Raw genomic sequence first — 24869 nt, 5'->3', positions numbered from 1 at the left:
TCGGCCGGCCGCGCGGGACGGGAAGGACCGGCGCGCAGTCATCGCACGCCACCACCTCCCGGCCGTCGGGCAGACGACCGACGCGCACCCGCGGACGCGGCCACCGTTTGTGGCAGACGACGCAAGCGTCGCCCTCACGTTGCGAGGCGCTCAGCGCGCTGGGATCGAACCTCAGCTCGCCCTGCGGAACCATTGCCATTCCCCCCGTAGCGGGAGTCGGGATCACGTAACTTCAGTTATAGATCGCCGATTGTGTTGTATCGGATACGCGCGGTGCAAGTGCCAGCAAAGCATCAGTGCGCCGATCTCCCCCTCGCCCGTGTCGTGACCTGCGGAAACAACAGGAATCCGGTAGGGGGTGCGCGGCCCTGGAACGGTCCGGGAGCGTGCTTTGCCGGTTGTTGGACGGCCCCCGCCTAGAAAGGAGACATGCGGGTCGGGGCGGTCGGGCCGGAGGGAAAGGCGCCTCGGAGGAGAGGCGCCCCGCGGCCGCGCCCGCGCTCCATCCGCGGCCGGGTCACGCTTGCCGCGTCACTCGGCACCGGACTGCTGCTGGTGGTCCTGGTGGCCGCCGCGGGGGTCCTGCTCCAGTGGGTCGCCCGCGCGCAGGTGCACGACGAGACCGCGCAGGCCGCCCGGCGCGTTGCCGTCGCCGCCACCGCCGGGCGGCTGCCCGACCCCATCCCGCTGCAGGGACGTTCGGTCGCGATCCAGATCGTGGACGACAAGACCGGCCGGGTGCTCGCCGCGTCCGCCGCGCTGAAGGGCGAGCCTCCGCTGACCCGGCAGCGGCCGACGGAGGCCGATTCCCGCGTGGACGTCCGGGTCTGCGGCAAGCGGCAGGTCGCGCGCGGCTGCGCGGTCGTCGTCGGATACGACGTCGTCACCGACGCGTACGGCGAGGTGACGGTCTACGCGGCGATCCCGGAGCCGTGGTTCGTCGGCAGCGTCGTCCCCGAGTTCGTCCTCGGCCTGCTCTGCGCCGCGGTGCTCGGGCTGGTCGCGGCGGGGGTGTGGCGGGCGGCCGGCCGGGCGCTGCGCCCGGTCCGCCGGATCGAGCAGGGGCTCGCCGACATCACCGCGTCCGATCTGTCCCGGCGCGTCCCGGAGCCGGACACCGGGGACGAGATCGCCGGGCTCGCCGCCACCGTGAACGCGACCCTGGACCGGCTGGAGGCCGCGGTCGCGCAGCAGCGACGCTTCACCTCAGATGCCTCGCACGAGCTGCGCACCCCGCTGACCGGCCTGCGCACCCGGCTGGAGCTGGCGCTGGACGATCCCGAGGGCACCGACCCGCAGCGCACGATGCGGGACGCGCTGCGCGACGCCGACCGGCTGCACCAGATCGTGGACGACCTGCTCGCCCTCGCCCGGCTGGACTCCGGCGTCGAGCCCGCCCGCTCGGTGGTGGACGTCGGCGAGCTCGTGCGGGCCGAGCACCGGCGGCGCGACCCGCGCGTCCCGGTCGTGATCGACGCCGGGCCGGACGTCATGGTCGTCGCCAACCGGCTGCAGCTCGCCCGCGCCCTGGTGAATCTGCTGGCCAACGCCGACAGGCACGCCGAGTCCAAGGTCGTGGTGACCGTCCGGCCGGAGGACGGCCGGGCCGTCGTCACCGTCGCCGACGACGGCCCGGGCGTCCCGGCGGGCGAGCGCGAGCGGATCTTCGACCGGTTCACCCGGCTGGACGCGGCGCGCAGCCGGGACGCCGGGGGCAGCGGACTCGGCCTGCCGATCGCGCGGGAGATCGCCGTCCGGCACGGCGGCGCGCTCACCGTTGAGGACGCCCCCGGCGGCGGCGCCGCGTTCGTCCTGTCCCTCCCGCTCGCGGGCCGGGGCTGACGGGTCATCCGGGGCGGCGCCGCACTCGTCCGGTCACCTCACATGATCGCCTGTCCGGGTCCGGCGGTCAGGACGACTGGGCGGTGTTGTAGAGGTTCTGCGCGTCGGTGCCGAAGTAGGGACCGAACATGTAGTTCGGCAGGAAGTTGTACTTGAAGCTGTTCACCGAGTTCTGCACGCCGGCGCCCGACGACTCGCTGAAGCTCAGGAACCAGGGGCCGCCGCTCGCGCCGCCGGTCTGGTCGCAGCCGATGCCGAGGTCGTTGCTCGTCAGGAAGTCGTTGATGACCGAGCCGGAGCAGTAGATCAGCTTCGTCCCGTCGTAGGGCGCCGCCGCCGGGTACCCGAACGCGTACATGACCTGGCCGCGCGCCTGGTTGAACGCGATGCCCTGGCCGCCGACCACGTCGGTGAGCAACTGCCCGTTCAGCGGGCCGACCACGGCCGCGCCGACGTCGTAGTTGAGGTCCTCGCTGGCCGTCCACTGCGGGGTGGACAGCGTCTTGGCGGCGGCCCAGGTGCCGTAGGGCGCGTTGCCGTTGCTGTAGCCCGGGGCGAAGACCCAGTTGGTGTGCCACACGCCGCCCAGCTTCACGCAGTGCCCGGCGGTGACGACGACGCTCTTGTTGCTGCTGGTGATCGCGTCGCCCGAGCAGGACGCCGTCCTGCCCTGGTAGGTGAAGAAGACCCGTCCGGCGGTCTTGGTGATCGCGCCGCCGCCCGTCCAGGCCGCGCCGCCGTTCGGCTGCGAGTACTGGACGACCGCGGGCACGCCCTTCCTGATCTGCTCGGGCGTGATCCGCTTGGCGCTGGTCAGCGCGTCCATCGGGGTGGCCGAGCGCATCCGCTGCGGCGTCCAGAAGCGCTCCAGCGCCTGCTGGGACGCGGTGGTCGAGGCCAGCGGGTGGACGACCGGCGCGGTGGGCCCGGGCGCGAACGGCGCGGTCGGGTCGGGCGCGGTGGGATTGGGCGCGGTGGGGTTGGGCGCCGTCGGGAACGGGGCCGTCGGGGTGCGGTCGCGCGGCGCGGTGGGCGCGGGGTCCGCGGCGGCGGGGCCGGCGACGAGCGGGACGACCGCGGCCGTGGCGAGCAGCGCCAGGGCGATCCGGCGGGGGGTGGGGCGGGGGCTCGGGCGGAGGGGGAGGCGTCCCATCGGGTCTCCTCGAGTCGGGGTTGGAGACGGGGATGCGAGTGGAAGCCCGCCAGCGGACGGTATGCCGGGCGAACTGACACGGCTAGTGGCATAACTGGACAAAGCCCGTCAGAGGCGGACGGCGTGTTTGGGTGTTCCTCCTTGTGGAGGCCCTGTGCGGGTTCTCTGGGGACCGTCCTCGGCGTGGCCGGTCATGGCCGACAATGGGAACGTGACTGGAACCGCGACTGGAAACCCGGCCGGAGACCCCGGCGGAGCCCGCGCCGAGAACCCCGCCGGAACGCTCGGCGGGGCGGGACTCCGCGAGGTGGTGCTGCTCGGCTCGACCGGGTCGATCGGCACCCAGGCCCTCGACGTGATCCGCCGCAACCCCGGGCGGTACCGGGTGACCGCCCTGGCGGCGGGCGGCGGACGGGTGGACCTGCTCGCCGAGCAGGCCCTGGAGTTCCACCCCGAGGTGGTCGCCGTCGCGCGTGCCTCGGCCGCGCAGGACCTCCAGCTCGCCTTCTACGCCGAGGCGAGCAGGCGCGGGTACAGCGCGGGGGAGTACCCGATCCCGAAGATCGTCGCCGGTCCGGACGCGGTCGCCGAGGTCGCCGCCCTGCCCTGTGACGTGGTGCTGAACGGCGTCACCGGCGCGCTGGGCCTGGCGTCCACGCTCGCCGCGCTGGACGCCGGTCGCACCCTCGCGCTCGCCAACAAGGAGTCGCTGATCGTCGGCGGCCCGCTGGTCAAGCGGCGGGCCCGGCCGGGGCAGATCGTCCCGGTCGACTCCGAGCACTCGGCTCTTGCCCAGTGCCTGCGCGGCGGCAGCGCCGAGGAGGTCCGGCGGCTGGTGCTGACCGCGAGCGGCGGGCCGTTCCGGAACCGCACCCGCGCCGAGCTGGCCGACGTCACCGTCGAGCAGGCCCTGAACCACCCGACCTGGGACATGGGCCCGGTCATCACGATCAACTCGGCGACCCTGGTGAACAAGGCCCTCGAGGTCATCGAGGCGCACCTGCTGTTCGACGTGCCGATGGACCGGATCGAGGTCATGGTCCACCCGCAGTCCTACATCCACTCGATGGTGGAGTTCGTGGACGGCTCGACGCTCGCCCAGGTCAGCCCGCCCGACATGCGCCTGCCGATCGCCCTCGGCCTGGACTGGCCCGACCGAGTCCCGGACGCCGCGCCCGGCGTGGACTGGACGCGCGCCCACACCTGGGAGCTGTTCCCGCTGGACGACGAGGCGTTCCCGGCCGTCCGGCTGGCCCGGCACGTCGGCGCCGAGGGCGGCACGTTCCCGGCGGTGTTCAACGCGGCGAACGAGGTGTGCGTGGAAGCCTTCCGGGCGGGAACCCTGCCGTTCCTGGGGATAGTCGACACCGTCGCGCGGGTAGTGGAGGAGCACGCGGCGCGCGACGCCGGCACGGCCGACCTGACCGTCGACGACGTCCTCGCCGCCGACGCGTGGGCCAGGGAGCGCGCCCGCGCGCTGACCGAGACCGGCTGACCGGGGGAGCGGCCCCCGGCGGCGCGACCGCCCGAAGGGGGCCCGCGGATGGCCTTTCTCCTCGGCGCCGTGGCCTTCGTCGTGGCGCTGCTGGTGTCGGTCATGCTGCACGAGGGCGGGCACCTGCTGACCGCCAAGCGGTTCGGCATGAAGGCCACCCAGTACTTCGTCGGGTTCGGTCCGACCCTGTGGTCCCGCCGGCGCGGCGAGACCGAGTACGGCGTGAAGGCCCTGCCGCTCGGCGGATTCGTCCGGATCGTCGGCTACACGCCGCTGGAGGAGATCCCCGAGGAGGACCGGGACCGGGCCTTCTACAGGCAGCCCGCCGGGCGGCGCGCCATCGTGATCTCCGCGGGCGTGGTGGTGAACTTCGTCTTCGCCTTCCTGCTGCTCGCCGTGACCGCGATGACGGTCGGGCAGCTCCACCTGGGGACGCCGAGCTCGACGGTCGAGGCGGTCAGCGCCTGCGTCCCGGCGGGCGCGTCGACGTCCTGCGAGGGGCGTCCGGTGTCGCCCGCGAAGGCCGCCGGGATCCGGCCGGGTGATCGGATCGTGGTCTTCGGCGGGACGCCCGTCAACGACTGGACGCAGTTCCGGGACGCGATCGGCAAGGCCCGTCCGGGGCAGACCGTCCCGGTGGTCGTCCGGCGCGGCGGCGCCGAGCTGACCGTCCAGGTGACTATGGCCGACCTCTCCGGCGCGGCCTTCATCGGCATCCAGTCCAAGATCGTCGGACGGCACTACGAGCGCCTCGGCCCGGTCGCCGCACTCGGCTACGGCGGCCGGTCGCTCGGCGCGATGCTCAAGGCCGTCGGCGAGGTCGCCGTGAACCTCCCGAAGGCGCTGCCCAAGCTGTTCTCACCGGACCGGGCCAGCACCCCCGGAGGGCAGGTCGGCAGTGTGGTCGGGGCCACAGAGGTGTCCGGGCAGATCTTCTCCTCGCACAGCTCGGCCCGCGACAAGACCTTCCTGTTCCTCCAGCTGGTGGTGTCGGTCAACGTCTTCCTGGGCGCGCTGAACGTGATCCCCCTGCTCCCGCTGGACGGCGGGCACCTGGCCGTCGTGGCCTACGAGCGGGCCAGGGCCCGGCTGGCCCGGCGGAGGGGCCTGCCCGACCCCGGGACGGTCGATATGACCAAGCTCATGCCGATCACGTATCTGGCCGTCCTGATACTGGTGGGGCTCGGACTGCTCCTGATACTCGCGGACCTGTTCAACCCGCTACAGATACCTGGATGACACGGAATAGCTACAAAGAGTGACCCACTTCGTCACCCATCCGCGTCACGTCACCCACCACAGGCACTTAGGCTTGGGTGGGCGAGAGCGTGAAGGAGTGGGATGAGCGTTTCACTGGGTATTCCGACGATCAGGGGCGGCGACGAGGAGGCTGCCGGTGCGGCCTGGCCGCTCGGCGAGCGTCGCAAGTCCCGGCAGATCATGGTCGGCAACGTGCCGGTGGGCGGCGACGCCCCGGTGTCGGTGCAGTCGATGACCACGACGCTCACCGCCGACGTGAACAGCACGCTGCAGCAGATCGCGGAGCTGACCGCGTCCGGCTGCCAGATCGTCCGGGTGGCCGTCCCGTCGCAGGACGACGCGGAGGCGCTGCCGGCGATCGCGCGCAAGTCCCCGATCCCGGTGATCGCCGACATCCACTTCCAGCCGAAGTACGTGTTCGCGGCGATCGAGGCCGGGTGCGCGGCGGTCCGGGTGAACCCGGGCAACATCAAGAAGTTCGACGACAAGGTCGGCGAGATCGCCCGCGCGGCCAAGGACGCGGGCACCCCGATCCGGATCGGCGTGAACGCCGGTTCCCTCGACAAGCGCCTCCTGGAGAAGTACGGCAAGGCCACGCCCGAGGCGCTGGTCGAGTCCGCGCTGTGGGAGTGCTCGCTGTTCGAGGAGCACGACTTCCGGGACATCAAGATCTCGGTGAAGCACAACGACCCGGTCGTGATGATCGAGGCCTACCGGCAGCTCGCCGCCGCCTGCGACTACCCGCTGCACCTGGGCGTGACCGAGGCCGGTCCGGCGTTCCAGGGCACGATCAAGTCGTCGGTGGCGTTCGGCGCGCTGCTCGCGCAGGGCATCGGCGACACGATCCGCGTCTCGCTGTCGGCGCCTCCCGTCGAGGAGGTCAAGGTCGGCTCGCAGATCCTGGAGTCGCTGGGGCTGAAGCAGCGCGGCCTGGAGATCGTCTCCTGCCCGTCCTGCGGGCGCGCGCAGGTGGACGTGTACACCCTCGCCGAGGAGGTCACGGCCGGGCTGAAGGGCTTCCCCGTCCCGCTGCGCGTCGCCGTCATGGGCTGCGTCGTGAACGGCCCGGGCGAGGCCCGCGAGGCCGACCTGGGCGTGGCGTCCGGCAACGGCAAGGGCCAGATCTTCGTCAAGGGCAAGGTCGTCAAGACCGTCCCCGAGGCGCAGATCGTCGAGACCCTCATCGAGGAGGCCATGCGCATCGCCGAGGAGATGGGCCTCGAGATCGGCGAGGACGGCACAGTGATCGCCGCGGACGGCTCGGCCGGCGGCCCCGGCGCGACCGTCACGGTCAGCTGACGCCGAGCCCCGCCGCCACAGGCCACCGGTGACCGGTCACGAGATCGGCTACGCGGGCTGACCCCTGCGCGCATGCGAAGCCCCTGGGAAGCCCCAGGGGCTTTCGCGTTGATGGCGATATTTACCTTTCGCTCATCTAAGAGGCAAAAATCACGAAAGGGCAACCATGTAACAACGATCAACGTGCGAGTACTACCTCCGTGACCTCGGTGATCGCCAAAATTTCGGGCGAATCACCGTGAACCGGGCCTATCAGAGGGTCCGGTGTGGAGGAGTGATCTGTGAAGAGACTCGTCATCGTCGCCGCGACGGCCGGCCTGGGCGTCACCGCCCTCGGCGCCACCGCCGCCTCGGCCGCCACGGGCAACGCGGACGCCGCCAAGGTGTCCGCGGTCAAGTGGCACGCGTGTTCCGCCGACTTCGTCAAGACGGTCGCCGCGAACTACGACCCGATCTTCCCGGTCTCGAAGATCGTTCAGTGCGGTGAGCTCAAGGTCCCGCTGGACTACGCCAAGCCGAACGGCAAGAAGATCAGCCTGTTCGTGACCAAGACCCCGCACACGGGCAGCGGCAAGGCCAAGGGCCAGATCGTCGTCAACCCGGGTGGCCCGGGCGGCGCCGGCGGCATCTTCGGCCCGCGCGTGTTCGCGCAGAACTCCGCCGCGATGCGCGCCGCCTACGACGTCATCGGGTTCGACCCGCGCGGCGTCGGGGAGAGCAAGCCCGCGGTCAGCTGCGACACCGGCTACAACCTCGAGCCGCGTCCGGACTACGGCAACGGCGACGCCAAGTCGGAGAAGATCTGGCTGAAGCGCACCTACGCCTACGACGCGAAGTGCAAGAAGGCCGACAAGATCGGTCTGCTGAAGCACATCCACACCACCGACTCGGCGCGCGACCTCAACTCGATCCGCCTGTCGCTGGGGAACAAGAAGCTCGACTACTACGGCGCCTCCTACGGCACCTACCTGGGCTCGGTCTACGCGACCATGTTCCCGACCAAGGTGGGCCACATGGTGCTGGACGGCGTCGTCGGCCCGTCCGGCGTCTGGTACCAGGCCAACCTGGACCAGAACGTGGCGTTCAACAAGAACATGGACTACTACTTCGGCTGGCTGGCCAAGTACGACTCCGTGTACCACCTGGGCAAGACCCAGAAGGAGGTCCGCTCCTTCTACTACGGTCTGCGCGCCAAGCTCGCCAAGAAGCCGGTCTACTCGGCGGACAAGAGCGCGGCCGTCAGCTCCGCGGCCCTGACCGACGTCATCCAGACCGCCGGTTACCGCCGCAGCCAGGCCGTGTGGAACATGTTCGCCGTGGGCCTGTCGGCGTACAAGACGGGCGACACCGCCACCTTCGTCGACACCTTCGGTGGTCCGACCAAGGGCGCGGTGGACGACAACGAGTTCGCCGTCTACAACGGCGTCCAGTGCACCGACACCCAGTGGCCGACCAGCTGGAAGAAGTGGCACAAGGACAACGTCCGGGTCAACAAGATCGCGCCCTTCGGCACCTGGGGCAACGTCTGGTTCAACTCGCCGTGCCTCGGCTGGCCGGCCAAGGCCGCCAAGCCGGTGAACATCGGCGCGGTGAAGAACCTGCCGAAGAACATCCTGATGTTCCAGGCGACGGCCGACGCCGCGACCCCGTACAAGGGCGCGCTGGACATGCAGCGCCACCTCAAGGGCTCGCACCTGGTCGTCCAGGACGGCGACCGCACGCACTGCATCGTGCACCGCGGTTCGGCGGCGGTGGACGCCTACTTCGACGCGTACTTCCTTGGCGGGAAGCTGCCGTCGAAGCGGACCGTCCACGTCCCGCAGCTGGGTGACCCCACCCCGCCGGCCGGGATGCGCAGCGCGGCCGTCTCCGCCGGTCTGCTGAACGACGTCATCAAGTAAGCGACGTCCGCACGCGGAACACCGTGTGAGGTTCCCCGTGGAGCCTCGCACGACGCTCCACGACGGGCCCCGTCTCCTCGGAGGCGGGGCCCGTCTCGTTTTGGGACCGTCCTATACCACCGATACAACCCCGATGTCCTGTAGTGGCCTGGTCTCTATCGGGTCACGGCGGAGACTCAAGTCGGATACAACACAATTTGGCGGCTGACTTCCCATATGTCGCGTTGACGAAGATCGCTCGGTACGTCCATTTCAGGACCCTCCCGCGTGGGGGTCCGAAGGAGGAGTGGTTCGTGAAACGACTCGTCACGGTCGCCGCGGTGACCGGCCTCGGGCTCGCCGGGCTCGGCGCGGCCGCATCCGCCCAGGCGGCGGCGAAGCCGGCGTCGGCCCTCGCCTGGCACGCCTGTGCGGCGGACATCGTCCATTCGGTGGCGTCGTCCGACACCGCTCAGGCGCAGGGTTCCAAGCGCATCAAGTGCGCCGAGCTCAGCGTGCCCCTGGACTACGCCAAGCCGAACGGCACGAAGATCACCCTCGAGGTGACCTTCACGCCGCACACCGGCTCCGGCGCGGCCATGGGCCAGATGGTCGTCAACCCGGGTGGCCCGGGTGGCTCGGGCGCCTACTTCGGCGGCCGGATGTTCAACCAGAGCAGCAAGGCCATGCAGGACGCCTACGACTTCGTCGGGTTCGACCCGCGCGGCGTCGGGCACAGCGTCCCGGCCATCCAGTGCGACCTTTCCTTCCAGCTCGAGCCGCGCCCCGACTACGGCACCGGTGACGCCGCGTCGGAGAAGGTCTGGCTCGCCAAGACCAAGAAGTACGCCGAGGACTGCGGCAAGGCCGACAAGGTCGGGCTGCTGAACCACGACAAGACCACCGACTCGGCGAGGGACGTCGAGTCCATCCGCCAGGCGCTGGGCAGCAAGAAGCTGGACTACCACGGCTCGTCCTACGGCACCTACCTGGGCCAGGTCTACGCCGCGATGTTCCCGGACAAGGTCGGCCGCATGGCCCTGGACGGCAACGTCGGCCCGGGCGGTGTCTGGTACGACGCGAACCTGCAGCAGGACATCTGGTTCGACCGGAACATCGACTACTTCTTCGGCTGGCTGGCCAAGTGGGACAAGGTGTACCACCTGGGCACCACGCAGCAGCAGGTGCGCTCGTGGTTCTACGACCTGCGCGCCAAGCTGGCCAAGAACCCGGTCACCGTCACCGACCCGCAGTCCGGTGACGTCACCGCGGTCTCGTCCGACTCGCTGACCGACAACATCCAGAACGCGGCGTACCGGCGGCTGCCGAGCTACTGGTTCCCGCCCGCGAACGGCCTGGCCGCCTACAAGAAGGGCGACATGGCCGGGTTCGCCGACGCCTTCGGCGGGCCGACCACCGGCGAGTCCGACGACAACAGCTACTTCGGCTACAACGCCGTCCAGTGCACCGACGTGCAGTGGCCGACGAACTGGGCCAAGTGGCAGCGCGACAACGACAGGATCCAGAAGAAGCACCCGTTCCTGACCTGGGGCAACGTCTGGTTCAACGCGCCGTGCATCAACTGGCCCGCCAAGGCCGGCACGCCGGTGGACGTCCGGCACGTCAAGAAGCTGCCGTCGAACATCATGATGTTCAACGCCGCCAGCGACGCCGCGACGCCGTTCCCGGGCGCGCTGGAGCTGCACCGGGCGCTGAAGGGCTCGCGCATGCTCGTCGAGTCCGACGGCCGGACGCACTGCATCGTGCACCGCGGCAACCCGGCCGTGGACGCGGTGTGGGACACCTACTTCCTGACCGGCCAGCGTCCGTCCGCGGGCCTGACCTACGTCAAGTCGACCGGTGACCCGACGCCTCCGGCGAACGCCGCCGGGCTCAAGGGCGCGTCCGTCAAGCCGCTCGGCCTGGACATCACCAAGTAAGCCGTCCCGGCGCCGCCGCTCCGGTGGCGGCGTCGTGACCTGCGGTTCCGTGGCCCCTGCCGACCTTTCGTCGGCGGGGGCCACGCTCGTTCGGGCGGTCGCCGGGCGGGTCTTTCACCGGTGGCGTGACGTCCCTGACGCGCAGCGTGTTCCCGCGTCCTGGTCACAGTTTGATATCTACTCACATCGGGCTCTCCCGTCAGAACAGGCCCAAACACCACAATTTGCCTAACTGTTGACGGAGCGATGCCGGGGGCCGCCCCCACACACGTCCCCACGAAGGGGTGCGGTGCGCCCCGGCCGAGGGGGTTTGGTGAAGAAGCTCCTCCTGATCACGACCGCCGCCGTGCTGGGCGTCGGTGGCGCCGCGACGGCCGCGGTCGCCGACCCGGCGCCGACCGCGCCGATCGCCAAGGACGCGTCCGAGGTCACCTGGGGCTCCTGCCCCGACGACGGCTACGGCGCCTACTACAAGGCGACCGGCGCCGAGTGCGGCCAGATGCAAGTGCCGCTGGACTACGCCAAGCCGAACGGCAAGAAGATCTCGATCGCGGTGTCGCGGGTCAAGCACACCGACACCAAGGACTACCGCGGTGTGCTGACCTTCAACCCCGGCGGTCCCGGCGCCGGCGGCATGGTCTACGGCCCCTACTTCAAGCTGCTGCTGAACAAGCGCGGCTACGCGGCGCTCGCCGCCAAGTACGACCTGGTCGGCTTCGACCCGCGCGGCGTCGAGCACAGCCAGCCCGCGCTGCGCTGCAACAGCGACTTCCAGAAGCCGGTCCGCCCGGACTACAACCCGGGTTCGCGCAAGGAGGAGGCGGCCTGGCTCGCCAAGTCCAAGCAGTACGCGCAGGACTGCACCCAGAAGTTCGGCTGGATGCTGCCGCACATGCGGACCACCGACGCCGCCCGTGACGTCGAGCAGATCCGCCGGACGTTCGGCCCGGACCAGAAGCTCAACTACTGGGGCTTCTCCTACGGCACCTACCTGGGCGCGACCTACGAGACGCTGTTCCCGGGCAAGACCGGCAAGTTCGTCCTGGACGGCAACGTCAACCCGGACCGCGTCTTCTACGACACGCAGCTGGACCAGGACCGCGCCTTCGAGCGGAACTTCAAGCTGTTCAACGCGTGGATCGCCAAGTGGGACTCCAAGTTCCACCTGGGCACCACCGCGGCGGCCGTCGAGGCCAACTACTACAAGGCCCGCGCCGCGGCCGCCAAGGCCCCCATCGGCGGGACCATCGGCCCGGACGAGCTGGACGACATCGTCCAGCAGGCCCCGTACTACACCAGCGAGTACGTCCCGGTCGCCGACGCGCTGTCCGCGTGGATCGTCGGCAACGACCCGCAGGGGCTCCTGGACCGCCAGGGCGACGCCTCCGACGACAACGGCTTCGCGGTGTACAACGCCGTCCAGGCCGCGGACGCGCACTGGCCGACCAACTGGAACAAGTGGCACAACGACGCGGTCAAGCTGGTGAAGCAGGGCAACCGCTTCAACACCTGGCCGAACGTGTGGTTCAACGCGCCGATCTTCTACTGGCCGTTCAACGGCGGTCCGAAGCTGCAGATCAACGCGCGCAAGACCGCGACGCCGACGCTGCTGATCCAGTCCACCCTGGACGCCGCCACCCCGTACGACGGCGTGCTCGTCCAGCACCGTGAGCTCAATTCGCGCCTGCTCGTCGAGGTCGGCGGCAAGACCCACGCCAACAGCCTCGGCAACCTCTGCCTGTTCACCAAGGCCGTGTCCTACCTGGACGCCGCCTCCGTCCCGGCGGGCACGCACGGCGTCGACGACAGCTGCGACGCCAACCCGGCGACCAACGACCCCGACCCGACCGCCATGTCGCTCAAGTCGCTGACCGCCGTCCCCGGCCTGCCCGAGCTCGCGCTGCCGAAGATCCGCTGACCGCGGACCACGGCGCCGAACACCACGTGACGGCGCGCCCCGCCTCCCCCGAGGCGGGGCGCGCCCCCTTCCGAAGGACCACTGGATGAAGAAGATCGTCATTGCCGCGGCCGCCGCGGTGATGGGCGTCGGCGGCACCGCGTCCGCCGCCGTCGCGGCCCCGTCGCAGACCACGGCCAAGCCGAAGGTCAGCTGGGTCAAGTGCACCGACCCGAGCCTGGTCAAGGCCAACGCCGACTGCGGTTTCGTGACCGTCCCGCTGAACTGGTCGAAGCCGAACGGCAAGAAGATCCAGATCGCGATCTCGCGGACGCACCACACCGACACCAAGCACTACCAGGGCATCATGCTCGGCAACCCGGGCGGCCCCGGCGGCTCGGGCTACCTGTACTCCGAGAAGCTGCCGCGCTGGATGAAGGGCACCGGCCAGGGCGCCGCCGCCGCCAAGTACGACTTCGTGGGCTTCGACCCGCGCGGCGTCGGATCCAGCAAGCCCGCGCTGACCTGCGACGCGCACTACGCCAAGCCGCCGCGTCCGGACTACAACCCGACCTCGGCCAAGATCGAGAAGTACTGGCTGGCCAAGTCGAAGAAGTACGCGCAGGACTGCCAGAAGAAGTTCGGCTGGCTGCTGCCGCACATGCGCACCACCGACGTGGCCCGCGACATGGACGCCATCCGCACGGTCCTGGGCGCCAAGAAGACGAACTACTACGGCTTCTCCTACGGCACCTACCTGGGCGCGACCTACGCGACCATGTTCCCGAAGCGCGTCGGCCGCATGGTGCTGGACGGCAACGTCAACCCGAAGACCGTCTGGTACGGCTCGCAGCTCGAGCAGGACAAGGCGTTCGAGCGGAACATCAAGTTCTGGTTCGCGTGGATGGCCAAGTACGACTCGGTCTACCACCTCGGCAAGACCGAGAAGGCCGTCGAGGCGAAGTACTACCAGACCCGCGCCGCCGCCCTGAAGAAGCCGATCGGCGGCCTCGTCGGCGGTGACGAGCTCGACGACATCGTCCTGTCCGCCGGCTACTACACCTCGGCCTACGAGGACCCGGCGGCGGCCCTGTCCGCGTGGATCGTCAAGAAGGACCCGCAGCCGCTGCTCGACAGCGTCGACCCGGGCGACGACGACAACGGCTTCGCCGTCTACAACGCCGTCCAGGGCGCGGACGCCGCGTGGCCGCGCAGCTGGTCCAAGTGGAAGAACGACGCCAACAAGCTCGTCAAGCAGGGCAAGCGCTTCAACACCTGGAGCAACGTCTGGTACAACGCGCCGGTGCTGTACTGGCCGTTCAAGGGCGGCCCGTCGCTGAAGCTCCAGGGCAAGAAGGGCCTGGGCGGCATCCTGCTCATCCAGTCCACCCTGGACGCCGCGACCCCGGTCGCGGGCGGCTACGAGATGCACAAGGCCTTCCCGTCGTCCCGCCTGGTGCTGGAGATCGGCGGCAAGACCCACGCCAACACGCTCAACGGCAACAAGTGCCTGGACGACAAGGTCGGCAAGTACCTGTCCACCGGCTGGCTGCCGAAGCGCGGTCACGGCCACGACGACTCCTGCAAGGCCGACCCGGCGCTGAACGACCCGAACCCGACGCAGCAGCTGCGTTCCGCGGGCGTCCACACCGGCAAGGACCTTCCGGTCGGCCGTCTCTGACGTCCTCACCTAACCGGCGTTCAGTGGCTGCCGGACACCGGCGGCACTGAGCACTGACGGGGCCGTTCCTTCGGGAGCGGCCCCGTTTTCGTTCCCCTGATCTGCGGGTCTGCCTTCTGCGGCTTCCTCGGGCTTCGCCCGGAAACGCGGGATTCGCGGATCGCGGGCCGGGCCTGACCCGGCCGGTAGAACTCCAGAGTGCGTAACCCCATAGCCCACCGCGCGACGGCCGGGGCCGCCGCGGCGGTCGCCGTCCTCGCCGTCCTGTCCGTTCCCGCCGCCGCCGCCATCGAGGCGATCACCTGGCGGCCCTGCCCACAGAACGATCCCGTCGAGAAGGGCAAGCTGCGCGGGCTGGAGTGCGGCTCCGTCCAGGTGCCGCTCGACCACGCCCGTCCGGAGGGTGAGAAGATCACCCTCGCCCTGACCCGTGCCCGCCACACCACCGCCCACTCGCAGGGCGTCGTCCTGCTGAACCGCGGCGGGCCCGGCGCCCACGGCCGCGACATGCCGATGCTGTTCAAGCTGGGCCTGCCGGACAGCGTCTCCGCGTCCTACGACTGGATCGGGTTCGACCCGCGCGGCGTCGGGGGCAGCAAGCCCGCGATGCTCTGCGACGAGTCCTACCAGGACCCGGGCCGTCCGCGCGCCGACACCACCCCCGCGAACGCGGTGGAGGAGAACGCCTGGCGCGACCGCGCCGCGCGGTTCTCGGCCGACTGCGCCCGCCGCTACCCGCGCCTGCTGCCGCACATGGGCACCGCGGACTGGGTGGCCGACCTGGACGACATCCGCGCCGCGCTCGGCCAGAAGAAGATCAACTACCTGGGCTACTCGTACGGCACCTACCTGGGCACGGTGTACGCCGCGACGCACCCGAACCGGGTGCGGCGGATGGTGCTGGACAGCATCGTCCGGCCGAGCGGCGTCTGGTACGACGACAACCTCGACCAGGACATGGCGTTCGAGAAGCGGATCCACGCCTTCTTCGCCTGGATCGCCCGCTACGACTCGGTGTACCACCTGGGAGGCGACGAGAGGCAGGTCGCCGCCGTCTACCAGCAGGTCCGCGCCGCCCTGAAGGCCAACCCGGTGAACGCCCGGATCGGCGCGACCGAGCTGGACGACATGTTCCTGACGGACGGCTACAGCAACCTCGGCTGGCCGAACCACGCCAAGGTGCTGTCCGACTACGCGCACGGCGACTCCAAGACGCTCGCCGCGGCGTGGGAGAAGCCGAGCTTCCTCGACCAGAACGACTACGCCGTCTACAACGCCGTCCAGTGCCGGGACGCCTCGTGGCCGCGGGGCTGGAGGAAGTGGCACGACGACAGCGTCCGGCTCTATCGCGAGGGATACACGTTCGAGACCTGGAGCAACACCTGGTACAACGCCCCGTGCGCGACCTGGAAGGTGCCGGGGGGCCCGCGGCCGAAGGTCCACGGGCCCGCGAACCTGGTGCCGATCCTGCTCGTCCAGGGCACCGAGGACGCCGCGACCCCGTTCAACGGGGCGGAGGAGACCCACCGGCTGCTGCCGAACTCGCGGCTGCTGGTGCAGCAGGGCGGCGGCATCCACGGCGTCACCCTGAACGGCGATCCGTGCGTGGACGGAGCCGTCGCCCGCTACTTCGCCACGGGCGCCCTGCCGCAGCCGAACACCATCTGCAAGGCCCCGGCGCCGCCCGCTCCGACAGGGGCGTCCCAGCGGCTCCGCGGCCCTGTCGGGGTCCAGGTGTCCGCACCGGTCGGGAGCAGGATCTAGTCTTGGACACGTGGTGCTGACAACGGTGATGGCGGCCCGATAGCCATGCGGATGCTGGGGGCGTCGCCGGTGCGGGTGCTGGACGACCGGCACCGTGACGAGGCGCTGCGCATCCTGGACGCCGATCCGGTCGCGAACGTGTTCGTCGGCTCGCGCGTCCACGCCGCCGGGCTCGACCCCCGGCGGCTCGGCGCGCAGATGTGGGGCTACCAGCGGGACGGGCGGCTGCGGTCGCTCTGCTACGCCGGAGCCAACCTGATCCCGGTCAACGCCGGCCCCGACGCCGTGCGCGCGTTCGCCGAACGCGCGCAGGCGCAGGGCCGGCGTTGCTCGTCCATCGTGGGCCCGGTCGCCGCGGTGACCGGGCTCTGGGAGATCCTCGGCCCGTACTGGGGTCCGCCGCGCGCAGTGCGCGGGCTCCAGCCGGTCATGGCGACCTCGCAGGCCCCGCCCGTGCTCGCGGATCCGGGGGTCCGCCGGGTCGGCATGGCCGACTTCGACCTGGTCTATCCGGCCTGCGTGGCGATGTTCACCGAGGAGGTCGGGGTCTCCCCGAACTCGGGCGACGGCGGTGTGCTGTACCGGGCGCGGGTCGCCGAGCTGATCCGGTCCGGCCGCGCGTTCGCCCGGATCGAGGGCGGCCGGGTCATGTTCAAGGCCGAGGTCGGCGCGGTCACCCCGCACGCCTGCCAGGTGCAGGGCGTGTGGGTGCCGCCCGACCTGCGCGGGCAGGGGCTGTCGGTGGCGGGCATGGCGGCCCTGGTCGGCGAGTCGCTGCGGTCGATCGCGCCGGTCGTGTCGCTGTACGTCAACGACTACAACGTCCGGGCGCGCGCCGCCTACCGCCGGGTCGGGTTCGCCGAGGTCGGCGAGTTCATGTCGATCCTCTTCTGAGCGCCTCCCCGCCCGCTCGGGGCGTGCTCAGGCGACGAGCAGGGTCAGCAGGCGGTCGAGCTCGGCGGCCGGGTCGCCGGTGATCCCCGCGTGCACGGGCCCGGGCTGGACGATCGTGCTGCGCGGCGCGGTCAGCCAGCGGAACCGCCCGCCGGGCGACTCCTCGGCGGCCTGGCCCGCAGCCTCCCCGCCCTTGCAGAGCCCGCTGACGGCGGCCAGCGCCCTGCGGACGCCGTCGAGGTCGAGGGACGGGTCGAGCGCGAGCAGGCGCGGCTCGTCCACCCGCGTCGCGCAGCCCAGGTAGTCGAGCGCGCGGCAGTAGACGATCACCCCGACGTTCATGGACTCGCCGCGCTCGATGCGCGGGATCACGCGGAGCGTCGCGTACTCGAACACCTGCTTGCCGGACGCCGTCGCCCCCACGTTCGCCTTCGGCCGGACGGCGTTCACGCGGGGCCTCCCAGCCAGCCGGGACGCCGCTCGCCGCGCCGCTCCTCGGTGTGCGGACGCCGGTCCGTGACGTCCAGGGACGGCAGCCAGTCGCGCGGGTCGGCGATCCGCCGGCTCAGGACGCGGACGTAGGCGTCGCGGACCTCGTCCGGCGAGCCGAAGCCGGGCTCGCCCTCGAGCCAGGCGTCCGGGACCAGCTCGGTCAGCTCGCGCAGCAGCTCCGGGGTGATCCTCGGCAGGAACTCGGCCTCGGCCTCCGCCAGGTGCGCGGCGAACGGGGTGAGGACGTGGTCGTCCACGTCGTAGGGGCCCGCGAACAGCCGGTCGGCGTTGGCCCAGGCGTGGTGGAAGATCAGGCTCGCGCCGTGGTCGATCAGCCAGACGTCCTTGTGCCAGACCAGCATGTTGGGGTTGCGCCAGCTGCGGTCGACGTTGCCGATGAACGCGTCGAACCACAGGACGCGCGAGGCGAACGTCCGGTCCGGCGTCCAGCCGATCGGGTCGAAGCCGAGCGAGCCGGGCAGGAAGTCGACCGCGAGGTTCCAGCCGGAGCTGGCCTTGAGCAGGTCCTGGACGTCGGGGTCGGGCTCGTGCCGTCCGATCACCGGGTCGAGGTCGATGATCCGCAGCTCGGGGGTGCGCAGGCCGAGCCGGCGGGCCAGCTCTCCGGCGATCACCTCGGCGACCAGGGCCTTGCGGCCCTGCCCGGCGCCTTGGAACTTCATGACGTAGGTGCCCAGGTCGTCGGCCTCGACGACGCCCGGCAGCGACCCGCCCTCACGGAGCGGCGTCACGTACCGGATGGCGGTTACGGTCGGCAGCACACGCGAACGCTATCGGACGCGATGATGTGCCCATGACCTTCGTGGACCTCACGCACCCCGTGGAGAGCGGCATGCCGGTGTATCCGGGCGATCCGGAGGTGCTGGCGGAGACCGCCCTGACCGTCCCGGCGGACGGCGCGAACGTGGCGCGGCTGCACCTCGGCTCGCAGTGCGGGACCCACGTGGACGCGCCGTTCCACATCGACGACGCCCTGCCGCGCCTGTCCGAGCTGCCGCTGGAGCGGTTCGCGGGCCCGGCCGTGATCATGGACGCGACGGGCGTGACGGGCCGGGTGATCGGGCCCGGCCTGCTGCCGGACGGGTTGCGTCCGGGGATCGTGCTGCTCGTCCATACGGGCTGGTCGGAGCGGTGGGGGAGCGAGGAGTACTGGACGTCCCATCCCTATCTCGCGCCGGAGACGGCCTCGGCGATCGTCGACGCCGGGGTCCGGACGGTGGGCGTCGACGTGGCGAGCGTGGACCCGTCCGGCTCCCTGGACGCGCACCGGGTGCTGCTCGGGGCGTCCGGCGTCATCTGCGAGAACCTGACCGGGCTGGAGCGGATCACCGGGCCCGCCGAGGTGACCCTCTTCCCGCTGCGGCTGACGGGCGCGGGCACGGGCGACGGCGCGCCGGTGCGCGCCGTCGCCCGCCTGGTGTCCGCTTGATCACATTTTCTGGATGACCTCTTCGGCGAAGCGCTCCATGCTCGCGATCTTGAGGTCGGCGCCGGTGAGGCGGGCCTTCTCCGCGTCGGTCGGCATCCACCAGGGGGCGGCGAGCGTCCCGGAGACGCCGCGTTCGCGCCATTTGCGGTAGAGGTCCGCGCTGGGGCGTTTCGCGATCGGAGCCACGATCTGGAGGTCGTCCAGGGTGCGGCCGTGCTCGGCGAGGTGGCCCTTGAGGCGTTCGAGCAGGTCGGAGAGGTCGTCCTCCTTGTAGACGCGGTTGCCGATCCAGCCGTCGCCGATCCGGGCGGCGCGGCGCAGCGCGACGTCGCTGTCCCCGCCGATGAAGACCGGGACGGGAGCGGACGGCACGGGCGCGATGCTCAGCGAGTCGTGGTCGAAGAACCGGCCGTGGTGCTCGACCCGGCCGCCCTTCCAGAGCGCGCGGAGGGCCGGGATCATCTCGTCCAGGCGCTTGCCGCGCGTCCGGAAGTCCTGGCCGGTCTGCCGGAACTCGTCCTCGCACCAGCCGACCCCGACGCCGAGGATCGCCCTGTCGCCGGACAGGACGGCGGCGGTCGAGACGGCCTTGGCGACGGTGAACAGGTCGCGGGCGGGGGCGATGTAGACGTTGGTGGCGAACCGGACCCGGGTCGTCGCCGCGGCCATCGCCCCGATCGCGACCCACGCGTCGGGCCAGTGCGTGCCCTCGGGGTAGGGCGGCGCGCCGGTCTCGCTGTAGGGGTAGGACGCCTGGTAGTCGGCGTGGAACAGGTGGTCCGAGATCGCGACCACGTCGTAGCCGAGCCGGTCGGCGGCCGCCGCGAGCGGCAGGTACTCGCCGGCGTCCACGAAGGACGCGCCGAGCCAGAACTCCACGGCCGTCAGTCCTGGAACTCGGGGATGACCTTGGTGGCGAACAGCTCCAGGTTCCGCTTGACCGTGTCCAGCGGCAGGACGCCCTGCTGGCCCTGCATGAACAGCCCGAACCACTCCAGGTCGGGCATCCGGTCGAGCATCCGCTGGATGCCGCGCTTGACGTCGTCCGGGCCGCCGATCAGCGCCATCTCGACGTCGGCCATGCGCTTGTAGTCGCCCTTCTCCGGCGAGATCGGCTTGTGCTTGTCGTCCTCCTGCGTGCGCAGGACCTCCAGGTAGCCGAACGGGCCGAAGAACGACGCGAAGTCCTTCTGCATGCCCTTGCCGTAGGTGGCGATGGCCTCCTCGCGGGTGTCGGCCATCCCGACGATCTTCAGGATGCCGGTGTGCTCGCCGAGCTTGTAGGCCTGGCCGAGCTTGGCGCACTCCTCCTGGTAGAGCTTGGCCTTCTTGGCGTGCTCGTCCGGGTTCGGGGTGAACATCCAGGGCAGGATGCCCTCCTGCGCCGCGCGGACGACCGACCGGTCGGACACGGTGAACGGCTGCCACAGCTCGGGGTGCGGGTCCTGGTACGGCTTGGGGCAGACCGACACCGAGCGCAGCACGCCGTCGTCGTCGATCTCGCCGGGCGCGCCGAACGTCCGCGTCCACTCCTGCGCGGGCCAGCCCTCGAGGCCCTCGTAGGGCGCGGGCACCTCGTAGTCGAGGACGTCGCTCTTGTAGCGCAGGCTGTCCTGCTCCCACGCCAGCTTCATGATCTTCAAGATCTCGCCGAACACGTCGAAGTTGCGGTTGTCGGACTTCGACCCGTCCGAGCGGGCCGCGGCGGCGTGCCAGCGCTGGCCGAGCACGTTCGCCCACCGCGCCTGGTAGCCGCGGGCGACGCCGAGGCGCAGCCGTCCCCGCGAGAAGTGGTCGAGCAGCGCCACGTCCTCGGCCGCGCGGATCGGGTCCCAGGTGGGCAGGACGAGCCCGAGCGGCGCGAGCAGGATGCGCTCGGTGCGGGCGGCGAGGTCGGTCAGGAACATCAGCGGGTTGACCGAGAACTCGAAGCCCTCCGAGTGGAAGTGGTGCTCGGTCATCATCAGGGCGTCGAAGCCGATCCGGTCGGCGTGCACGGCGATCTCGCGGACCTCGTGCAGCAGCTTCTGGTACGACTCGCGGTCCCGTCCGATCGGCCGCCTGGCCTTGGCGTTCTCCTCGGCGGCCCACCCGGAGCCGGGGATCTGCGGGTTCAGAAAGATCGCGAACTTCACGCGGGCGTCTCCTTAGCGAGCGGGTTCGGTCGGGACGGAAGCGGTCCGGGGGGCTCCGGTCGTGGGGTCCTCGATCGCCGAGTCCGCGGTCGCGGCGTCCCCGGTGGCGGGGGCTCCGGGCGGGTGGAGGCGGTCGAGCTCGCCCAGCCAGCGGCGGACGACCAGGGTGAACTCGTCCGGGCGTTCGGTGTGCAGGCGGTGGCCGCCGCCGGGCCAGGACTCGGCGCGGGACGCCGGGTGCCGGAGCAGGCCGCGCTCCCAGTCGGCGCAGGCGGCCTGCCGGGTCGACCAGCAGGACAGCACCGGGCAGGCGCGGCGGGCGATGTAGGCGTCGCCCTCCGGGCGCAGGCCGAACGCCCCGTCCCCCTCGTACATGGCGGGGAACGCCTGGACGAGGGCCTGCGGCGCGGTCGCGAGGATCTTGCGGCGGTGCCAGGCCAGCAGCCAGGGCGGCGTGACGGGGGTGTGGCACCAGTCCTCGTTCGCCAGCGCGGTCGGGTACGGGTCACCGGAGCGCAGGCCCGCGAACGTCGCGGCGAGGGTGGCGGCGACGTCGGGGGACTGGCCGTAGCCCGGGTCCACGCAGACCAGGGCGCGGACGCGTTCGGGATGCTCGACGGCGAGGACGCTGATGGCCATCGCGCCGAGGGAGTGGCCGATCGCGACGACGGGCTCGGTGACGCCGAGGTGGTCGAGCAGCCGGATGAGGTCGGCCGCGATGTCGTGCGGGGTGTAGCCGGTGGCGGGCGCGGACGACAGGCCGTGGCCGCGCAGGTCGGGCGCGATGATCCGGAACTGGCGGCCGAGCCGGGGGAGATGGAAGACCCAGTCGTCGGAGTCGGCGCCGTAGCCGTGGACGAGCAGGAGCGTGCCGCGCGGCTCCTGGTCGGCGGCGGTGGGCGGGTCGTCGGTGAAGAACACCCGCACGTCGCCGAGCTGTGCGAACGGCATCGGCCGGACCTCCTCGGATTGACCGAACAAGCGCACGCTACATCAATCGGGAGAGCCCGAGCAATCGCTTGGTTTGTGGATACAGTGTGACGCGTGTCGCGCGCCGTCCGCGCGTCGGCCGTCCGGCCGGTCGACCGGCCGTGAGGGGAAGGGAACCGGGCATGCGCCTCGGGATCACGATGTTCGCGACCGACCGCACGATGCCGCCGCACGAGCTGGCCGTCGCCGCCGAGGAGCGCGGCTTCGCCTCGCTCTACCTGCCCGAGCACACCCATATCCCCGTGGCTCGGACGACCCCGCCGCCGACCGGCGACGACACCCTGCCGGACGAGTACGCCCGCACCCCGGACCCGCTCGTCGCGCTCGCCGCCGCGGCCGTCCTGACCAGCACGATCATGCTCGGCACGGGCGTGCTGCTCGCCGCGCAGCGGGATCCGGTCGTCACCGCGAAGGCCGTCGCGACGCTCGACCGGGTCTCGGGCGGACGCGTCGTCCTCGGCGTCGGCTACGGCTGGAACCGTGAGGAGGCCGCCGACCACGGCGTCGACTGGACGACCCGACGCGCGCGCGTGCGCGAGAACGTGCTCGCGATGCGCGAGCTGTGGACGAAGGAGGAGGCCGCGTTCAAGGGCGAGTACGCGTCGTTCGAGCCGAGCTGGTCATGGCCGAAGCCCGCCGCCGCACGGGTGCCGGTGCTGCTCGGCGGCGCGCCCGGCCCGACGCTGTTCGCGCACGTCGCGGAGTACGGCGATGGGTGGATGCCGATCGGCGGCGCGGGGGTCCGCGAGGCGCTGCCCGCCCTGCGCGCCGCGTGCGAGGCCGCCGGGCGGGAGGTGGCGCGGGTCGTCCCGTTCGGGACGGTGCCCGCGCCCGGCAAGCTGGAGTACTACGCGGGGCTCGGCGTCGAGGAGGTCGTGCTGCGCGTCCCGGCCGGCGGGCGGGACGCCGTGCTACCCGTCCTCGACCGGTACGCGGCCCTTCGTGCCGGTGACTAGCGGATGATGCGGAAGCAGAAGAACGTCGGGAAACGGGTCCACTTGCCCTTGCCGCCGGACACCGCGCCGACGATCGGGAAGACCCAGCCGCCGACCAGCAGTTCCACGTAGACCAGGATCAGGGGGAGCAGGAACAGCGCGTTCTTGGTGAGGATCGCCGGGACCGCGCACACCGCGCCGAGCGCCAGCAGGTGGATCAGCATCGTGAGCTGGAAGTTCAGCGCCTGCGCCATGTGGTGGCGGATGAACTGCGAGGTGTTCTTCTTGATCAGGAAGATGACCAGCGGCGCGAGGAAGCCGACGAACAGCTGCAGCACGTAGCCGAGCACCACCATGTTCGTCTCTTCGGACGTCACCGGGCCGCCCTGGGAGGACGGGTACTGCGGGACGCCGGGCGGGCCGTAGCCGTAGCGCGGGTCGTACCCCTGCGGCGAGCCGTAGAGGGCGGGGTGCGGCGGCGGCCCGTACGGCGGAGCGTCGTGCGGCGGAGGGACGTCCGGCGGCGGCTGCTGCGGGCCGGGCGGCTGCGGCGGGAGCTCGTTCACGGTTCTCCAGACGGACGGGGGTGCCGACCTGGCAACTTACCGTGAACGAGCACGTCGATGCCTCGATCGAGGCCCCGCGCGGACGGCCCGAACCGGTCAGTCGAAGACGACGACCGAGCGGGCGACCGCGCCGCCGCGCACGTGCGCGACCGCCTCGTTCACCTGCTCCAGCGGGACGCGCTCGCTGACCAGGCCGTCCAGGTTGAGCCGCCCGAGCCGGTACAGGTCGGCGAGGATCGGCAGGTCGCGGGCCGGGGTGGCGTCGCCGCCCTGGGTGCCCATCAGCCGCCGTGAGCCGAACAGCTGGCCCGGGGGGATCCGCAGGTCCTCGGTGGTGGCGGGGGAGCCGACCATGACCGTCGTCCCGCCCGGCTGCGTCGAGGCGAACGCCTTGGTGAGCACCTCGGGGACGCCGGTGACGTCGAAGGCGTACTCGGCGCCGCCGCGCACGATGTCGCCCACCTGCTTGGGCAGGTCGTCGGCCAGCAGCGTGTGCGTCGCGCCGAACTCCTCGGCCAGTCGCAGCTTGGACTCGACGACGTCCGCCGCGATGATCGTGGTCGCCCCGGCGAGCACCGCGCTCTGGATCACGTTGAGCCCGACGCCGCCGCAGCCGACCACCAGCACGCTCGTGCCGGGCTCGACCCGCGCGGTGTTCATGACCGCCCCGTACCCGGTGACGACGCCGCAGGCGGTGAGGGCGAGCAGGTCGAGCGGCGCGTCCTCGGCGACCTTCACGCACATCGCCTCGGTCACGACGGCCCGTTCGGCGAACGAGCCGATCCCGATGTAGGGCCGGACGGCCTCGCCGCCGAGCGACAGGCGGGTCGAGCCGTCCGGGAAGACGCCCATGATGGACGACCTCCGGGTCTTGCCCGAGCACAGGTGGGCGTGGCCTCGCGCGCACGCGCGGCAGCGCCCGCACGGGCCGTTCATGGCGATGACCACATGGTCACCGGGGCGGACGTTCCGCACGCCCGGCCCGACCTCCTCCACGACGCCCGCGCTCTCATGGCCGAGGACGCACGGCAGATGCCGGACCACCGGGCTCTTCCCGTCCAGCGCCTTGATGTCGGAGCCGCACACGCCGGACGCGGCGATCCGCACCGACACCTCGCCCGCGCGCGGCGCCGCGACCGTCACCTCGGCGATCTCCAGGGGTTCGCCGAACGTCCGCAGCACCGCCGCGCGCATCA

General features: G+C 71.3%; 20 protein-coding genes. 12 read left to right on the top strand and 8 right to left on the bottom strand.

Annotation, left to right across the window (positions count from 1 at the left end):
* Positions 1-429: 429 nt before the first annotated feature.
* Entirely contained in the window at positions 430-1842 is a 1413-nt protein-coding gene (locus AB0L06_RS40375; protein ID WP_500236690.1) for a sensor histidine kinase, read from the top strand.
* A gap of 67 nt (positions 1843-1909) precedes the next feature.
* Here AB0L06_RS40375 and AB0L06_RS40370 read toward each other — a convergent pair whose 3' ends face one another.
* Complete coding sequence (locus tag AB0L06_RS40370) at positions 1910-2995, bottom strand: trypsin-like serine peptidase (protein ID WP_500236688.1); 1086 nt, start codon at positions 2993-2995, stop codon at positions 1910-1912.
* 307 nt (positions 2996-3302) lie between these two features.
* Between AB0L06_RS40370 and dxr the strand changes: the two genes are divergently transcribed.
* The 9 genes from dxr to AB0L06_RS40325 all read left to right on the top strand — a co-directional run bounded on the left by dxr (position 3303) and on the right by AB0L06_RS40325 (position 17105).
* Positions 3303-4490 (top strand): 1-deoxy-D-xylulose-5-phosphate reductoisomerase, encoded by a 1188-nt coding sequence (dxr, locus tag AB0L06_RS40365; RefSeq protein WP_500236741.1) that lies wholly within the window; start codon positions 3303-3305, stop codon positions 4488-4490.
* A gap of 48 nt (positions 4491-4538) precedes the next feature.
* A complete protein-coding gene (locus AB0L06_RS40360) occupies positions 4539-5729 on the top strand; it encodes a M50 family metallopeptidase (RefSeq protein WP_500236686.1) in 1191 nt (396 codons plus the stop codon).
* A 102-nt stretch (positions 5730-5831) separates the two neighbouring features.
* Complete coding sequence (gene ispG / locus AB0L06_RS40355) at positions 5832-7049, top strand: flavodoxin-dependent (E)-4-hydroxy-3-methylbut-2-enyl-diphosphate synthase (RefSeq protein ID WP_500236685.1); 1218 nt, start codon at positions 5832-5834, stop codon at positions 7047-7049.
* 281 nt (positions 7050-7330) lie between these two features.
* Positions 7331-8950 carry an alpha/beta hydrolase gene (locus AB0L06_RS40350; RefSeq protein WP_500236684.1) on the top strand — a complete coding sequence of 540 codons (1620 nt, stop codon included), beginning with the start codon at positions 7331-7333 and terminating at the stop codon, positions 8948-8950.
* 293 nt (positions 8951-9243) lie between these two features.
* Positions 9244-10869, top strand: coding sequence for an alpha/beta hydrolase (locus AB0L06_RS40345; RefSeq protein ID WP_500236682.1), 1626 nt, complete (start codon positions 9244-9246; stop codon positions 10867-10869).
* Between the two features lie 313 nt (positions 10870-11182).
* Positions 11183-12787 carry an alpha/beta fold hydrolase gene (locus AB0L06_RS40340; protein ID WP_500236680.1) on the top strand — a complete coding sequence of 535 codons (1605 nt, stop codon included), beginning with the start codon at positions 11183-11185 and terminating at the stop codon, positions 12785-12787.
* Positions 12788-12872: 85 nt separating this feature from the next.
* Positions 12873-14447, top strand: coding sequence for an alpha/beta hydrolase (locus AB0L06_RS40335; protein WP_500236679.1), 1575 nt, complete (start codon positions 12873-12875; stop codon positions 14445-14447).
* A gap of 198 nt (positions 14448-14645) precedes the next feature.
* Positions 14646-16211, top strand: a complete 1566-nt coding sequence (locus AB0L06_RS40330) for an alpha/beta hydrolase (RefSeq protein WP_500236677.1) — start codon at positions 14646-14648, stop codon at positions 16209-16211.
* Between the two features lie 51 nt (positions 16212-16262).
* Positions 16263-17105: a GNAT family N-acetyltransferase gene (locus AB0L06_RS40325; RefSeq protein ID WP_500236740.1), complete on the top strand. Its 843-nt coding sequence runs from the start codon at positions 16263-16265 to the stop codon at positions 17103-17105.
* A 27-nt stretch (positions 17106-17132) separates the two neighbouring features.
* Here the strand turns inward: AB0L06_RS40325 and AB0L06_RS40320 are convergent, their stop codons facing one another.
* Positions 17133-17555 carry a DUF3037 domain-containing protein gene (locus AB0L06_RS40320; RefSeq protein WP_500236675.1) on the bottom strand — a complete coding sequence of 141 codons (423 nt, stop codon included), beginning with the start codon at positions 17553-17555 and terminating at the stop codon, positions 17133-17135.
* Positions 17552-18379, bottom strand: coding sequence for a HipA family kinase (locus AB0L06_RS40315; RefSeq protein WP_500236673.1), 828 nt, complete (start codon positions 18377-18379; stop codon positions 17552-17554). The genes AB0L06_RS40320 and AB0L06_RS40315 overlap by 4 nt, the downstream gene beginning before the upstream one ends.
* Before the next feature lie 32 nt (positions 18380-18411).
* On the opposite strand from AB0L06_RS40315, the gene AB0L06_RS40310 reads away from it, so the two are divergent.
* A complete protein-coding gene (locus tag AB0L06_RS40310) occupies positions 18412-19047 on the top strand; it encodes a cyclase family protein (RefSeq protein ID WP_500236672.1) in 636 nt (211 codons plus the stop codon).
* Here AB0L06_RS40310 and AB0L06_RS40305 read toward each other — a convergent pair whose 3' ends face one another.
* The 3 genes from AB0L06_RS40305 to AB0L06_RS40295 are packed head-to-tail and all read right to left on the bottom strand — an operon-like array spanning position 19048 to position 22133.
* Entirely contained in the window at positions 19048-19926 is an 879-nt protein-coding gene (locus tag AB0L06_RS40305; RefSeq protein ID WP_500236671.1) for a TIGR03619 family F420-dependent LLM class oxidoreductase, read from the bottom strand.
* A gap of 5 nt (positions 19927-19931) precedes the next feature.
* Positions 19932-21182, bottom strand: coding sequence for an LLM class flavin-dependent oxidoreductase (locus AB0L06_RS40300; protein WP_500236669.1), 1251 nt, complete (start codon positions 21180-21182; stop codon positions 19932-19934).
* 12 nt (positions 21183-21194) lie between these two features.
* Positions 21195-22133 (bottom strand): alpha/beta fold hydrolase, encoded by a 939-nt coding sequence (locus AB0L06_RS40295; RefSeq protein ID WP_500236668.1) that lies wholly within the window; start codon positions 22131-22133, stop codon positions 21195-21197.
* A 161-nt stretch (positions 22134-22294) separates the two neighbouring features.
* Between AB0L06_RS40295 and AB0L06_RS40290 the strand changes: the two genes are divergently transcribed.
* Positions 22295-23128: a TIGR03619 family F420-dependent LLM class oxidoreductase gene (locus AB0L06_RS40290; RefSeq protein WP_500236665.1), complete on the top strand. Its 834-nt coding sequence runs from the start codon at positions 22295-22297 to the stop codon at positions 23126-23128.
* On the opposite strand, the gene AB0L06_RS40285 is transcribed toward AB0L06_RS40290, so the two are convergent.
* On the bottom strand, positions 23125-23673 hold the full coding sequence (locus AB0L06_RS40285; protein WP_500236664.1) for a DUF4870 domain-containing protein: 549 nt from the start codon (positions 23671-23673) through the stop codon (positions 23125-23127). The genes AB0L06_RS40290 and AB0L06_RS40285 overlap by 4 nt on opposite strands.
* A 96-nt stretch (positions 23674-23769) precedes the next feature.
* The gene (locus AB0L06_RS40280; protein ID WP_500236738.1) at positions 23770-24867 is read right to left on the bottom strand and encodes an alcohol dehydrogenase catalytic domain-containing protein; all 1098 of its coding nucleotides are present in this window, start codon (positions 24865-24867) and stop codon (positions 23770-23772) included.
* Positions 24868-24869: the final 2 nt, after the last annotated feature.

Origin of the sequence: Spirillospora sp. NPDC052269 (assembly GCF_040679435.1) — a bacterium.
In the GTDB taxonomy this organism is placed as follows: Bacteria; Actinomycetota; Actinomycetes; order Streptosporangiales; family Streptosporangiaceae; genus Spirillospora.
This window is presented reverse-complemented; position numbering and strand designations above follow the sequence as displayed.

Bases quoted from the DNA above. Each gene is read 5' to 3' on its own strand.
- AB0L06_RS40375 (WP_500236690.1), top strand. From the start codon at position 430: ATGCGGGTCGGGGCGGTCGGGCCGGAGGGAAAGGCGCCTCGGAGGAGA.
- AB0L06_RS40370 (WP_500236688.1), bottom strand. From the start codon at position 2,995: ATGGGACGCCTCCCCCTCCGCCCGAGCCCCCGCCCCACCCCCCGCCGG.
- AB0L06_RS40360 (WP_500236686.1), top strand. From the start codon at position 4,539: ATGGCCTTTCTCCTCGGCGCCGTGGCCTTCGTCGTGGCGCTGCTGGTG.
- ispG (WP_500236685.1), top strand. From the start codon at position 5,832: ATGAGCGTTTCACTGGGTATTCCGACGATCAGGGGCGGCGACGAGGAG.
- AB0L06_RS40335 (WP_500236679.1), top strand. From the start codon at position 12,873: ATGAAGAAGATCGTCATTGCCGCGGCCGCCGCGGTGATGGGCGTCGGC.
- AB0L06_RS40325 (WP_500236740.1), top strand. From the start codon at position 16,263: ATGCTGGGGGCGTCGCCGGTGCGGGTGCTGGACGACCGGCACCGTGAC.
- AB0L06_RS40310 (WP_500236672.1), top strand. From the start codon at position 18,412: ATGACCTTCGTGGACCTCACGCACCCCGTGGAGAGCGGCATGCCGGTG.
- AB0L06_RS40295 (WP_500236668.1), bottom strand. From the start codon at position 22,133: ATGCCGTTCGCACAGCTCGGCGACGTGCGGGTGTTCTTCACCGACGAC.
- AB0L06_RS40290 (WP_500236665.1), top strand. From the start codon at position 22,295: ATGCGCCTCGGGATCACGATGTTCGCGACCGACCGCACGATGCCGCCG.
- AB0L06_RS40280 (WP_500236738.1), bottom strand. From the start codon at position 24,867: ATGCGCGCGGCGGTGCTGCGGACGTTCGGCGAACCCCTGGAGATCGCC.